The organism is Martelella lutilitoris, from assembly GCF_016598595.1.
GTDB lineage: Bacteria > Pseudomonadota > Alphaproteobacteria > Rhizobiales > Rhizobiaceae > Martelella > Martelella lutilitoris_A.
Genome location: NZ_CP066786.1, coordinates 2,595,755 through 2,608,578, shown reverse-complemented (window position 1 = coordinate 2,608,578; position 12,824 = coordinate 2,595,755). Strand labels below are relative to the sequence as shown.

At 62.4% G+C, this 12,824-nt stretch carries 12 protein-coding genes and 1 tRNA gene; 4 read left to right on the top strand and 9 right to left on the bottom strand.

The window, feature by feature from the left end:
• The first annotated feature begins 258 nt into the window (after window positions 1-258).
• Window positions 259-894, top strand: coding sequence for an outer membrane protein (locus JET14_RS12375; protein WP_348648068.1), 636 nt, complete (start codon window positions 259-261; stop codon window positions 892-894).
• A gap of 74 nt (window positions 895-968) precedes the next feature.
• Here the strand turns inward: JET14_RS12375 and JET14_RS12370 are convergent, their stop codons facing one another.
• Complete coding sequence (locus JET14_RS12370) at window positions 969-1,568, bottom strand: glutathione S-transferase (RefSeq protein WP_200333895.1); 600 nt, start codon at window positions 1,566-1,568, stop codon at window positions 969-971.
• Window positions 1,569-1,686: 118 nt separating this feature from the next.
• On the bottom strand, window positions 1,687-2,550 hold the full coding sequence (locus JET14_RS12365) for a 23S rRNA (adenine(2030)-N(6))-methyltransferase RlmJ (RefSeq protein WP_200333894.1): 864 nt from the start codon (window positions 2,548-2,550) through the stop codon (window positions 1,687-1,689).
• A 102-nt stretch (window positions 2,551-2,652) separates the two neighbouring features.
• Here JET14_RS12365 and JET14_RS12360 point away from each other — a divergent pair, with 102 nt between their 5' ends.
• Window positions 2,653-3,255 carry an NUDIX domain-containing protein gene (locus JET14_RS12360; protein WP_200333892.1) on the top strand — a complete coding sequence of 201 codons (603 nt, stop codon included), beginning with the start codon at window positions 2,653-2,655 and terminating at the stop codon, window positions 3,253-3,255.
• 11 nt (window positions 3,256-3,266) lie between these two features.
• On the opposite strand, the gene JET14_RS12355 is transcribed toward JET14_RS12360, so the two are convergent.
• Both JET14_RS12355 and JET14_RS12350 read right to left on the bottom strand, forming a co-directional pair.
• Window positions 3,267-4,862, bottom strand: a complete 1,596-nt coding sequence (locus JET14_RS12355) for a hypothetical protein (RefSeq protein WP_200333890.1) — start codon at window positions 4,860-4,862, stop codon at window positions 3,267-3,269.
• Window positions 4,863-4,964: 102 nt separating this feature from the next.
• Window positions 4,965-5,738 carry an NAD kinase gene (locus JET14_RS12350; RefSeq protein WP_200333888.1) on the bottom strand — a complete coding sequence of 258 codons (774 nt, stop codon included), beginning with the start codon at window positions 5,736-5,738 and terminating at the stop codon, window positions 4,965-4,967.
• A 173-nt stretch (window positions 5,739-5,911) separates the two neighbouring features.
• On the opposite strand from JET14_RS12350, the gene JET14_RS12345 reads away from it, so the two are divergent.
• Together JET14_RS12345 and tig are read left to right on the top strand one after the other, a co-directional pair.
• A tRNA-Thr gene (locus tag JET14_RS12345) sits at window positions 5,912-5,987 on the top strand.
• A gap of 199 nt (window positions 5,988-6,186) precedes the next feature.
• Window positions 6,187-7,758, top strand: coding sequence for a trigger factor (tig, locus tag JET14_RS12340; protein WP_200338080.1), 1,572 nt, complete (start codon window positions 6,187-6,189; stop codon window positions 7,756-7,758).
• A gap of 60 nt (window positions 7,759-7,818) precedes the next feature.
• Here tig and JET14_RS12335 read toward each other — a convergent pair whose 3' ends face one another.
• The 5 genes from JET14_RS12335 to sfsA form a co-directional block, all read right to left on the bottom strand.
• Window positions 7,819-8,688: an aminoglycoside phosphotransferase family protein gene (locus tag JET14_RS12335; RefSeq protein ID WP_200333886.1), complete on the bottom strand. Its 870-nt coding sequence runs from the start codon at window positions 8,686-8,688 to the stop codon at window positions 7,819-7,821.
• Window positions 8,689-8,691: 3 nt separating this feature from the next.
• Complete coding sequence (gene sthA, locus JET14_RS12330; RefSeq protein WP_200333884.1) at window positions 8,692-10,107, bottom strand: Si-specific NAD(P)(+) transhydrogenase; 1,416 nt, start codon at window positions 10,105-10,107, stop codon at window positions 8,692-8,694.
• A 198-nt stretch (window positions 10,108-10,305) separates the two neighbouring features.
• Window positions 10,306-11,076, bottom strand: a complete 771-nt coding sequence (gene radC / locus JET14_RS12325; protein ID WP_246750304.1) for a RadC family protein — start codon at window positions 11,074-11,076, stop codon at window positions 10,306-10,308.
• Window positions 11,077-11,137: 61 nt separating this feature from the next.
• On the bottom strand, window positions 11,138-11,974 hold the full coding sequence (gene map / locus JET14_RS12320) for a type I methionyl aminopeptidase (RefSeq protein ID WP_200333880.1): 837 nt from the start codon (window positions 11,972-11,974) through the stop codon (window positions 11,138-11,140).
• A gap of 38 nt (window positions 11,975-12,012) precedes the next feature.
• Window positions 12,013-12,717 carry a DNA/RNA nuclease SfsA gene (gene sfsA, locus JET14_RS12315; RefSeq protein ID WP_200333878.1) on the bottom strand — a complete coding sequence of 235 codons (705 nt, stop codon included), beginning with the start codon at window positions 12,715-12,717 and terminating at the stop codon, window positions 12,013-12,015.
• Window positions 12,718-12,824: the final 107 nt, after the last annotated feature.

The window sequence follows — 12,824 nt, the reverse complement described above, 5'->3', positions numbered from 1 at the left end:
CTCCTGTCAGCGTTCTTGGTGAACACTCTATAGTTTAAATACATATAAATATCGATTAAATTGAATATTAACCTAAATATAAACACCGTACTCGGGCGTAAATATTTCGTTAACCAAGGAAAGTACAGGTATTTTTTGAGTATTGAAAAGGTGTGTTCCTCGTTCTAATTCATCTTTTAAGCGCATACGGCGCGGCGATCGCTCCTCGCGGGGCATCCGGCAGCCGGTATCGACTGAAGGAGAGACAAGATGCGGACCATGAACAAGACACTTGCTGCCGCAACCGCGGTACTTATGGGCGCCGGTGCGGCTCAGGCCGCCGATGCCATCGTTTCCCAGCCTTATGAACCGAGCCCGGCCACCTATGCGGCTCCGGCGCCGATCTCCAACTGGAGCGGCTTCTACCTCGGCGGCGCGGCCAACTGGGACTGGGGCACGTTCGATGAAGGCGACTTCAAGGCAGACGGCTGGGGCGGCACGCTGTTCGGCGGCTACAACATGCAGTCGGGCTCGATCGTCTACGGCGTGGAAGGCGATCTCGCCACGTCCAACCAGAGCCAGAATATCAATCCCGGCCTGAAGATGGAGCAGGGCTTCAACGGCTCGCTGCGCGGCCGCGTCGGCTATGCCATGGATCCTGTTCTGCTTTACGGCACGGCCGGTCTCGCCGGGTCCAAGCTGGTCGCCAAGCAGGCTGGCGACAAGGACACGCAGATGGGCTGGGGCTGGACCGTCGGCACCGGTGTGGAAGCCATGGTCACCGAGAATATCTCGGCGCGCGTGGAATACCGCTACACCGACTACGGCAAGCGGGACTTCAAGCTCAACGGCAACACCTATGAGCGTGGCTTCCAGGAAAACACCGTCAAGGTCGGTCTCGGCGTCCACTTCTGATCGCCGGAACCCCGCAGTGACTTTGAAAACCCGCCCCTGTGGCGGGTTTTCGCGTTCGGCCGGCACCAGATGGCTCAGGCGTGTGACTTCAACGTCCGGAATGCCGGAAATGCTTCCTCGAAAGCCGATGGCCAGCGGGCGAGCCGGACCCGGTGTTCTTCCCATTCCCCCGGAAACCTGAGCATCAGATAGCCGAGAAGCCCGCCAAGGGCGAAATGGCCCGCATTCAGCTTCTTCCTGAACGCCGGCGGGTTCTCGTCGAGATAGTCGAGGCCGCGGCGGATCCTGTCCCATTGCCGGTCGACCCAGGGCTGGTGCCAGGTTTCGGGCGTGCGATAGCGTTTCTCATAGACGACCAGCACCACGGCATCGCAGATGCCGTCGCAGAGCGCCTCCATGCGCTCGACCACGGCTCGCTTCTCCGGCTTGCGCGGATAAAGGCGCTTTTCCTCCGCCAGGCTGTCGAGATAGTGCATGATCGTGCGGCTGTCATAAAGCGTCAGTCCGTCATCGGTGAGAAGCGTCGGGATCTTGCCCAGCGGATTGGCGGCAAGCAGCGCCTCGGGCGGGGCGACCGTATCGACTGGCTCGAGATCGAGGTCGATCTCGAGATAGCGGGCGGCCATGACCACCTTGGCGGAAAACGGCGAGGCAGGCGAATAGAGCAGTTTCACAAGTCACTCCCTCAAGCGCACGTCGCAGTCGGGCGGAGTGCCTGACATTCGCGACGATGCGTGCTGAGCGATCGATAACCCGGAACCGCGTTTTCGTGAAGCGTTGTTCCGTTTCGCCTCAGCCGTCGAAGCCCTGTTCGCCGGCGATCCAGAACGAGCGTTCTCTGGCGAAACGGTCCTGGGCCAGCCGATCCTTCAGAAAGGGGAGCATGATGGCGAGCTCCTCTTTCAGCGTGTAGGGCGGGTTGACGATGATGAGGCCCGAACCGGTCAGCCCGTCGGTCTCCCGGTCGCTTCTGACAACGAGTTCCGCGCACAGGACCTTTGGAATGGAGAGCCCCTCGAGCGCCGCGTGCAAGGCCTTGACGTTGGCGCCCTTCTTGATCGGGTACCAGAGGCAGTAGATCCCGGCGGCAAAGCGGCGGTGGGCCTTGGCAAGGCCGTCGACAAGACGCTCGAACTCGCCCTCCTTCTCGAAGGGCGGATCGACCAGAACGAGCCCGCGCCGCTCCTTCGGCGGCAGATGGCCGGCGAGCGAGAGCCAGCCGTCGAGCTTCGTTGCCCGCACCTGGTGATCGCCGGCAAAGCGCGCCTGCAGCGTGGCGAAGTCCGCCTCGTGCAGCTCCATCAGCGACAGCCGGTCCTGCCTGCGCATCAGCATGCGGGCAAGTTTCGGCGAGCCGGGATAGGTCGCAATCTCCGGCGTGGCATTGAGCGCGCGCACGGCATCGAGATAAGGGGCAAGCAGCGCCTCCGCATCTTGCGGAATTTTCGCGGAAAGAAGCCGGCCGATGCCGGATTGCCACTCGCCGGTCTTCTGCGCTTCCTCGCTGGAGAGGTCGTATTGCCCGGTGCCGGCATGGGTGTCGAGAATGCGGAAGGCGGCGTCCTTCTTCTGCAGATAGGCGATCAGCCGCGCGAAGACCGCATGCTTGAGCACATCCGCGAAATTTCCGGCGTGGTAGATGTGGCGATAGTTCATTGCGGCTCCGCATTGTGTTTGCCGGAGAAGTTATTATGAGTCTCGATCATGTTTTACAACCGGCCGCCTCGACGCGGGCCGGGATATTTCAAGGGATTTTCGATGACGAACGATCAGGGCGACCGCATTTCCAACCTGGCCAAGACCACGCTTCACGACGGCTGGAGCCGGCTGGTCGACTATTCCTTCGATTATCGGTTCAGCGACGGCACGGTGACGGCCCGCTCCTGGGAAGTCTGCGAGCGACCGGCGGCGTCTTCGGTGCTGGTATTCGACCGCTCTGCCGGAAAATTCGTGCTCGTTCGCCAGTTTCGCGTGCCGGTCTACGCCATGGGCGAGGGGGACGGTTTCTTCGTGGAGGCGGCGGCCGGGCTGATCGACGAGGGCGAAACGCCGGAGGAGGCCGCCATCCGCGAGGCGCGCGAGGAAACGGGCTATCACGTCGAAGATCTGCTGCCGTTGCGCTCCATCATCTCCGCCCCCGGCCTGATGACCGAAAAGGTCCACTGCTATGCCGCAATCGTCGATGAGACGATGCGGGTCGGGACCGGCGGCGGGCTTGACGAGGAGCATGAGGATATCGAACTCGTTTTCCTCTCCTTCGACGAGGCCATGGCGATGGTCGAGAACGGTGCGCTTTCGGACGCCAAGACGGTGGTGATGCTGCAATGGGCGGCGCTGAACCGCCATGTTTTCGGTCTGTAATGTTTGGCAGACTACGGGGTCTCGAAATCAATGCGGTAGCGCGGCACCTGAAGCGTGTCGAAGCCGATGGCGACCAGTTTTCCGCGTTCCTGCAGGAGCGCATCGAGAAAGGCTGTGTCCTCGGCTTCGAGGACGACTGCATCCGGAGTGACGGGCGTTGCCGAGATCCGCGCCATGATGGCGTCGCGGCGACCCCAATTGCCCATGGTCTGCGTGGTTGCCTCGAGCCAAAGGCGCAGGCGGACCAGGAGGTCGACCGTATCGCGAACGACCGGCGCGCGGGGATAGTAGATTGCCAGCGGCGTGGCAGTGAAATCTTCGGTCGGCGCCTCGGCGTAGAAGCGGATGGAGATGAGATCGTCCGCTTTGCTCAACTTCGAGATCGCATTCTCGTCCAATGTCTCGGCCGCAAGAACGCCGAGAGGCCGGATCGTCTCCTCCGGGCTTCCCCAGAGGGCCGCCTGCCGCTCCGCCGACAGTTCTCCCGCATAGTCGAGCATGCCGGCGGCCTCGCTGGTGCCGTCCAGATCGGCATGGGCGGCGTTCGGATAGAGCGAGAAAGCGCCTTCATCGGGCAGATAAAAGAGCGCGAAGCGTGTCGTGATGAAGTGCTCGAGCAGGCCCTGCACCGCCTCTCTTTCCGCCGGTGTCGCATTCTTCCAGACATATTTGGTCAGGAAGCGAAAGCCGCGATCCTGATCGATGATCCAGCGATGCTGCCGGTCGGGGGCCTCCGGCATCGGCTTTGAGAGGCCGGCGATCACCGATGCGAAGATGCGGTCGGAATACCGCAGCGGCATGCCGGGGCGAATATTGTCGCCGTTGGCATCAACAAACATCTTGATGATCTTGCCGCTGTCGCCGATATCGCCGCCCTCCAGCATTTCGCCGGTTTTCCGGACGCGCGGTCCCCACAGGCCCGTCTCGGGATTCTGGTCGTCATAGAACCACCGGTAGTACGACTGCTTCCAGTCTTCCGGGAAGCCGTAGATTCCGAGCCGCTCATCCTGTTCGATCAGGTCCTGCAACTCGACCGCGCTGACGAAGGCCGGTTTGATCACGGTGCCGATCCAGCCGACGCGGGAGGCATCGTCCAGCATGGCCGTCAGCTCTTCCTCGGTGTCGATCCTGTCGAGAAAGGCGAGCGGGTATTCGAGCGCGAAGGGCTCGCCAGCCTCGGCGCTCAGCGCTTCGATCAGATTGATCATATTGGCCGTAACCCCGATATTGGTGACCACCGGATCGTCATCATTGGGGTAGAAGGCGCCGGTGTCCGGGTTCTGCAGGCCCTTGAAGAAGGCGAGTTCTTCCTGTGCATCGGAGAATTCGGGAATCCTGACCAGCCCTTCGCGCGTCGTCATCTGCGCGTGGATCTGGTTGAGGCGGGAAATGCCCTTCAGATATTGCCCGTGGTCGAGGTAATAGGAGACGCTCAGCAGTTCGAACTCGAAGGGCGAGAGGTAGTAACCTTCCTCCTTCAGCGCCGCATTGGCGGCAAAGATCTGTTTGACCCGGTTTGCCTCGAAGGCAACGAAGGCCGAGGCGGCCAGAACGGCCGCGACGCCGACCAGGCCCAGCGCAATGATCAGTTTCCTCCCTCTCGACATTCGTTCCTCCCGCACTTCATCTGCCATGATGCCGGGCTCGAATAGTGCCGGAACTCGAGGTTGTGTCCTTGATGTCCCGCAAACTTTGCGGGCATTCGCCACTCAATCCGAAAACTGCTCGGCGAGGATCCGTTCAGACCAGGAGCGGTTCGGGTCGGACAGCACCTTGGCGCGGGCTTCCGGGTCCTGCTCGATGCGCACATGGAGCACGTGCTTGACCTCGGTGTGGTCGGCGAAGGCGTTGACGAGGCGCTTTTCCGGCTCCAGCACCTCGATATCGACAACCGAGCGGTTCGGCAAAAGCGCCCCGCGCCAGCGGCGCGGGCGAAAGGCGCTGACCGGGGTGATGGCCAGAAGCGGGGCCTCGAGCGGAATGATCGGCCCGTGAACGGAGAGATTATAGGCCGTGGAGCCTGCGGGCGTTGCCACCAGAATGCCGTCGCAGGCGAGTTCCGGCAGCCGGATCCGGTCATCGACGCGAACCTTCAGCTTTGCCGCCTGGTGCGACTGGCGCAGCATGGAGACTTCATTGATCGCGAGCGCGATGGACGACGTCCCGTCGGCATTGCGGGTCGTCATCCTGAGCGGCCTCAATTCGTTCATGTCGGCGGCCTGAAGGCGTTCATGCAGGTTTTCGGTTGAATATTCGTTCATCAGGAAGCCGACGGATCCGCGGTTCATGCCGTAGACCGGGGTTTCGGAATTCATCGTTTCGTGCAGGGTCTGCAGCATGAAGCCGTCGCCGCCAAGCGCGACGATATAGTCGGCTTCCCCGGCCGGCACGTTGCCGTAACGCCCGACCAGCTCCGCCTTGGCTTTCTTGGCATCGTCCGCTTCCGAGGACAGGAAGCAAAGTGAGGGCGCTTTCTCGGGCATTGCATAATTCCGTTTGCGGGACGAGGTCTTTCGCCGCGCCAGATCACCCGAGAGGGCCGTCATTTGCAAGCCCAAAGCCGCGATGAACGTGTGATAGCTTGCGAAAATACAGGCCATAGTGTTGATTTTTTCGTTTTACAGCGAGGGCAAATCTGCTAGTGGGCATGCCCAATGCCCTTGTAGCTCAGTTGGTAGAGCATCTGATTTGTAATCAGAGGGTCGCGGGTTCGAATCCTGCCGGGGGCACCAAGTCGCTTTCAGGGTAATCGCTGCCGGGCGTTTCGAGAACGTCTTTTCCGCACGCTTACCCTGGCGCCGTTTTGCTCAAGCCCTGAAAAGCTTGTCAAAATGCCGAGGATATTGCATGAAGTCGCGCCCGGCGATGCCGGCCCGTTGTGCGCATGAAACCCAACGGCTTTTAGAGCCGAGATGAAATGAAGGTATGGATATGCAGGTAACCGAAACGCTCGCCGAAGGGCTGAAGCGCGAAATCAAGATCACAGTTCCTGCGGACGATCTGAAGGCGCGGATGAACGAGCGCCTGGCGGAAGCCAAGGACAAGGTTCGCATCAATGGCTTCCGTCCCGGCAAGGTGCCGATCGCGCATCTGAAGAAGATGTACGGCAAGTCGATCATGGCCGAGCTGATCAACGAGACCCTGCAGGAAAAGCCGCAGGCCGTGATCGCCGAGCGCGGCGAGCGCGCAGCCGGCCAGCCGAAGATCGACATGACCGAGGATGAAGGCGAGGCCAACCGCGTCCTGAACGGCGAGATCGACTTCGAATTCACCGTCGCTTACGAAATCCTGCCGAAATTCGAACTGCAGCCGACCGACGGCCTGAAGGTCGAGCGTCCGGTGGTTTCGATTTCCGACGAGGAGGTCGAGGAACAGGTCAAGGCGGTTGCCGAAAACGCCCGCGAATACGAGACCAAGGATGGCGCTGCCGAAGACGGCGACCGCGTCACCATCGATTACGTCGGCAAGATCGACGGCGAGGCCTTCGACGGCGGAACCGATACCGATTCGCAGCTCGTGCTCGGCTCCGACCGCTTCATTCCCGGCTTCGAGGACCAGCTTGTCGGCGTCAAGGCCGGCGATGAAAAGCAGGTCAAGGTCACCTTCCCGGAAGACTATCCGGCTGAACATCTGGCCGGCAAGGAAGCCGTCTTCGAGGTTACCGTCAAGGAAGTCGCTTCCGCCGGCGAACTGGAGATCAACGACGAACTGGCGGAAAAGCTGGGTCTGGAATCGGCCGAGCGCCTGCGCGGTCTCGTCCGCGAGCAGATCGAGGGCCAGTACAACCAGTTCACGCGCCAGAAGGTCAAGCGTCAGATCCTCGACCAGCTCGACGAACAGTATTCCTTCGAAGCCCCGGCCTCGCTGGTTGATGCCGAGTTCGAGAACATCTGGCGTCAGGTGAATGCTGATCTGGAACGCAGCGGCAAGACCTTCGAGGATGAGGAAACGACCGAGGAAGAAGCACGCGCGGAATACCGCAAGCTCGCCGAACGCCGCGTCCGCCTGGGCCTCGTTCTCTCCGAGATCGGCGAAAAGGCCGGCGTCGAGGTTGGCGAGGACGAGATGCAGCGCGCGCTCTACGACCAGATGCGCCAGTATCCCGGTCAGGAGCAGGAGATCCTCAAATTCTTCCGCGAAACCCCCGGCGCCGCCGCTTCGCTGCGCGCTCCGATCTTCGAGGAAAAGGTTGTCGATCACCTTCTGGAGCAGATCGACGTCAAGGACGTCACCGTTTCCAAGGAAGAGCTGATGGCTGACGACGAGGACGAGGTCGCCGAAGCCACCAAGAAGGCCGAGGAAAAGTCGGCTCCGAAGAAGAAGGCCGCGCCGAAGAAAAAGGCTGCCGCCAAGACCGAGGAGAAGGCTGAGGTCGCTGAGGAAGCGCCTGCCGCCGAGGAAAAGCCTGCTGCAAAGAAGGCTGCTCCGAAGAAGAAGGCCGCACCGAAGAAGAAGGCGCCGGCCAAGGCCGCCGACGATGCTGAAGGCAAGACCGAGGAATAATGTCCTCTTCTCGTTTGAATATCAAAGCCGCCCGGTTCATCGCCGGGCGGTTTTTTCGTTTCAGGGCGCCGGCGGATCTTCGATGCGCGCAAGCGCAAGCTCCGCGATTTCCAGCGGTATGTCCGCGCGCGGGTCGTCGTCCTGTATGAACCATGTGGCTGAAAGCCCGCCCCAAGCGGCGATCCAGCGCAACAGGCGCTCGGGTTCGAGCCTGGCCTGTCGCGCGATCCGGCGGAGACGATGCTCGAACGTCACGGGGTCGCGGGCAATCCGAAGGGCCGGGTCGGCGAGATCGGGATTGCAGAAGATGTTGGCGAGGTCGAAGGCGCGCTCGCCAGTCAGGCCCTTGGGATCGATGGCCAGAAAACCGCGGTCGCCGAAATCCAGCACGTTGTCGTGGTGGAGGTCGCCGTGGAGGGGACGGATGTCCGTCTGGCTTTGAAGCAGGTTGCGGGCATGGCCGGCACAGGCCGGCAGGATGCCGCCGAAATCTGACGCCCTGGCGAACAACGCCCGGAAGCGCGTTTCAAGCGGAATGAGATTGTCGGGCGGCGGGTGAGGGCGCTTGCGGTGAAGCGCGGCGGCAACGGCGCAGAGAATGTCCGTGGCCGCGTCATCCCTGCCGGCGGCGCTCATTTCGGTGAGAGAGCGGCGGCCGGCGGCCCGCTCCATCAGGAGCGCGCCGTCATCGGCCTCGATGACGAAAGCAGCGCCATCGCCTGCCCACCAGCCAAGAAGCGTTGCGCCCGTTTTCTCCTCCTCGTCCAGGAAGAGCTTCAGCATGGCAGGCTTGGTTCCCCGGAGTACGGGAAGCAGCGCGCCCGTTGCCGTTTGGATCGGCGCGCCATGCGGTTCAAGCTGCCAGCGGGCGATCCAGGGCGCAAACTTTGCGTCTGCCGAAGCGTTCCGTCCGGCAGGCGCATCGCTCATCGTCTATTCGCCCTGATCGGCGCTTTCCAGCATCGCCATCCGGTTCGAGGCATCGAGGCCGGCGATCTTGTAGGCCTCGGCCAGCGTCGGATAGTTGAAGGTGTTCTCGACGAAATATTCGACCGTGCCCTTCAGGTTCAGCACCGCCTGGCCAATGTGAATGAGCTCGGTCGCGCCTTCGCCGACGATGTGGACGCCGAGCAGACGGTGGGTCTTGAGCGAAAAGATCATCTTCAACAACCCGTTCTGCAGGCCCATGATGTGGCCGCGCGACGTCTCGCGGAAGAAGGCGACGCCGCATTCGTAAGGAATGCCGCGCTCCTGGATTTCCTCTTCCGTCATGCCGCAGGTCGACATTTCCGGCACGGCATAGATGCCGTAGGGGAAGAATTGCGGCGGCTCCTGGGCCTCCGCGCCGACGGCATGGCGGGCTGCGATGCGTCCCTGCTCCATCGATGTCGAGGCAAGGGCCGGGAAGCCGATCACGTCGCCGGCGGCATAGATGTGCGGCACGTCGGTCTGGAAGGTGATCGGGTCGACCTTCAGCCGGCCGCGATGGTCGGCCTTCAGGCCGACGGCTTCCAGGTTCAGCGTGTCGGTCGCGCCCTGGCGGCCGGCGGCGAACAGCACCGATTCGGCCATCAGAACGCGGCCGTTGGAGAGCGTCACGCGCGCCTTGCCGTTGGAGGCCTTTTCCACCTTGTCGGCGCCCGCGCCGAAGAGGAGCTTCACATTGCGGTCGCGCAGCTGGGCGGCGAAATTGTCACGGATTTCGCGGTCGATGAAATCGAGCATGCTGTCGCGCGGTTCGACGACGATCACCTGGGTGTCGAGCGCGGAGAAGATCGTCGCGTATTCGATGCCGATGACGCCGGCGCCGACGACGATCATCGAGCGCGGGATTTCCTTGATGTTGAGCAGTTCGTCGCTGTCCATCACCGCCTGCCCGTCGAAGGGCACCTCGGGCGGGCGGTAGGGGCGGGTGCCGACGGACACGAGAACGGCCTTGGCATGGACGCGCTGGATCTCGCCGGTGTCCTTCTCGATCTCGATCGTGTGCGGGTCGACGAAATGGGCGAAGCCGCGCACCTGGTCCACCCGGTTGCGCTCGAACTGCCATTCGAGAACGTCGATCTCGTAGTCGAGCGTCTTGATCAGACGGGCGCGCAGGTCATCGGCGGTGATCTTGTGTTTCACCCGGTAGGAGCGGCCGTAAAAGCCGCGCTCGCGCCAGCCGGTGAGGTTCAGGACCGTTTCGCGCAGCGTTTTCGAGGGGATGGTGCCCGTGTGGACGGAAACGCCGCCCACCTGCGAGCCCTTGTCGATGACCAGCGCGGTCTTGCCGAGCTTGGCGGCCTGAACCGCGGCGCGACGGCCAGCGGGACCGCTGCCAATCACGACCAGATCGTAAGAATCCATAAAACTACCCCGATTTGGTTATTGAAATTCCGGATGTGAAGACCCTGAGCGATCTCGACAGTCATAAAGCGTTTGCGCTCGCGTGAAAACAGTCCGTCGGCGCCCGGCTGAACGCAACAGCGAAATCCACCTCTAGACGCCAAATGTGATGGTTTCACTAAATACAGCCACAGGCTGTGCGCGATGTCCATCCCGGGTTCAGATGAGTTTCAGGCCCTTGAAGCTGACATAGCCGTCCTTGCCGATGATGATGTGGTCGTGCACCGTGATGCCAAGCGGCTTGGCGCTGGAGATGATCATATGGGTCATGTCGATGTCGGCGCGCGAGGGCGTCGGGTCGCCGGAGGGGTGATTGTGGACGAGGATGATCGCGGTCGCCGAGAGTTCGAGCGCCCGCTTGACCACCTCGCGCGGATAGACCGGCGTGTGGTCGACCGTGCCGATCCCCTGGATCTCGTCGGCGATCAGCTTGTTGCGCTTGTCGAGAAACAGGATGCGGAACTGTTCGCGCGTCTCGTGCGCCATGGCGGCATTGCAATAGTCTATGACCGATGACCATGAGCCAAGCACCGGGCGTTCCATGAGCGTGGCCTTGAGGCTGCGCTGGGCAAGCGCCGATATCAGCTTCAGGTCGAAGGCGACGCTCTCGCCGATGCCGGAGACCTCCTGTAAGAGGTCCGGCGGCGCGCCGAAGACGCCGCCGAGCGAGCCGAAGCGGTCGATCAGCGCCTTGGCGATCGGTTTGGTGTCGCGGCGCGGAATGAGGCGGAACAGCAGGAGTTCCAGGATTTCATAATCGGCGAGCGCGTTGGCGCCGTTTTCACGGAACCGCGTGCGCAGGCGGTCGCGGTGGCCGTGCACGTGGCGCGCGTCCTTTTCGCCCGCGGCATCCTGACGCTTGCCGCGCAGCGGCCGTTCCGGCGGCTGATCGGCGAAGAAGGAGCGTTCGTCGGCGCCTTCTTCCTGCATGCCGGCGGGCTCCTGCCTTTCGCTTCGATCTTTGCGTGGCGGTCTCGTCATGGGCGGTCCGTCAGCCGGCAAGGTCCGGCAGGCCCGGCCTGTCGCGTCCGCCGGGCGAGAGCGTGAAGACTTCGCAGCCGTCCTTGGTCACGCCGACGCAATGCTCGTACTGGGCCGAGAGCGATCGGTCGCGGGTGACCGCCGTCCAGCCGTCGTTCAGGACCTTCACATGCGGCTTTCCGAGGTTGAGCATCGGCTCGATGGTGAAGATCATCCCCTCCTTCATGACCGGGCCCTCATTGGCGTGGCCGTAGTGGAGAATGTTCGGCGTGTCGTGGAAGAGACGGCCGACGCCGTGGCCGCAGAAGTCGCGGACAACGGCGCAGCGCTCGCTTTCCGCATAGGTCTGGATCGCCTCACCGATGGCGCCGGTGCGCGCGCCCGGCTTGACCGCCGCGATGCCGCGCAGGAGCGACTCGTAAGTCACTTCCATAAGCCGTTCGGCCGCGCGCTTGATCTCGCCCACCGGATACATGCGGCTTGAATCGCCATGCCAGCCGTCGCGCACGAAGGTGACATCGACATTGACGATGTCGCCTTCCTTCAGCGGCTTGGCGTTCGGCATGCCGTGGCAGACGACATGGTTGATCGAGGTGCAGCTCGAATATTTGTAGCCGCGATAGCCGAGCGTTGCCGGTACGACGCCGTGGTCGAGGCCGAATTCGAGCACGTAACGGTCGATCGCCTCGGTCGTGACACCGGGTTCAATGAGATCGGTAAGCCCGTCAAGGCAGGCCGCCGTGACCTGGCAGATCTCGCGCATTCGCTCGAAGGCCTCCGCGTCATAAAGGCGGATCGAACCGTCATTCTTCAGCGGCGCGCTGGCCGCATCAACATAAGTCACCATGATTTCTTCACCGTCTGCGCGTCATCCGTGTGCCGCGCCTAACTGTCTTCAATCGGCACTGTAGCATCTGGCGTGATGCTGTCACAGGCCACCTTGCATTTTATCGCGTAAGCCTCGACGCCGGCGGCCCGCGCGGCGCTGAAGGCGCTGAGATAGGCCGGGTCGAGGTCGCCCGCGATCTTCAGGCGGTCACAGTCGTGGCGCTGGATGACGTAGACCATGGCCGCGCGATGTCCCGCGGCGACCATGTCGGCCAGTTCCGCGAGATGACGTGCGCCGCGCGCTGTGACCGAATCGGGGAATTCGGCAAGGCCCGGCGTGCGGATGAAATGGACATTCTTGACCTCGACATAAAGGTCCGGCCGCCGGTCATCGCGCAAAAGCAGGTCGATTCGGCTCTGCCGCCCATATTTCTGCTCGCGGCGGATGTCGGTGTATTCGGCGAAATCGGCGATCAGCCCGGCGCGGATCGCTTCCTCGGCGAGCCGGTTGGGTAGCCCGGTATTGACCCCGACCGTCGTTCCATCGGCCTCGATCAGTTCGAAGCGGTGCGGATATTTGCGCTTGCCGTCGTCATTGCGCGACAGCCAGATCACCGATCCGGGCGTCGTCAGCCCGCGCATGGAGCCGGTATTCGGGCAGGAGCCGGTGATCGCGGAGCCATCTTCCAGCACCGCGTCGAACAGAAACCGCTTGTAGCGGCGGACGAGACGGGCGGGCTGCAGGGGCGGGGCGAACTTCATGGCTTCCGTTTTAGGGCCTCTGGACGGGGGCGCAACCGTCCCGCTGCGATTTTGGGGCGGCGCGCCGAACCTTACCAACAATTAACTCGTATTCGTAACTACGAATA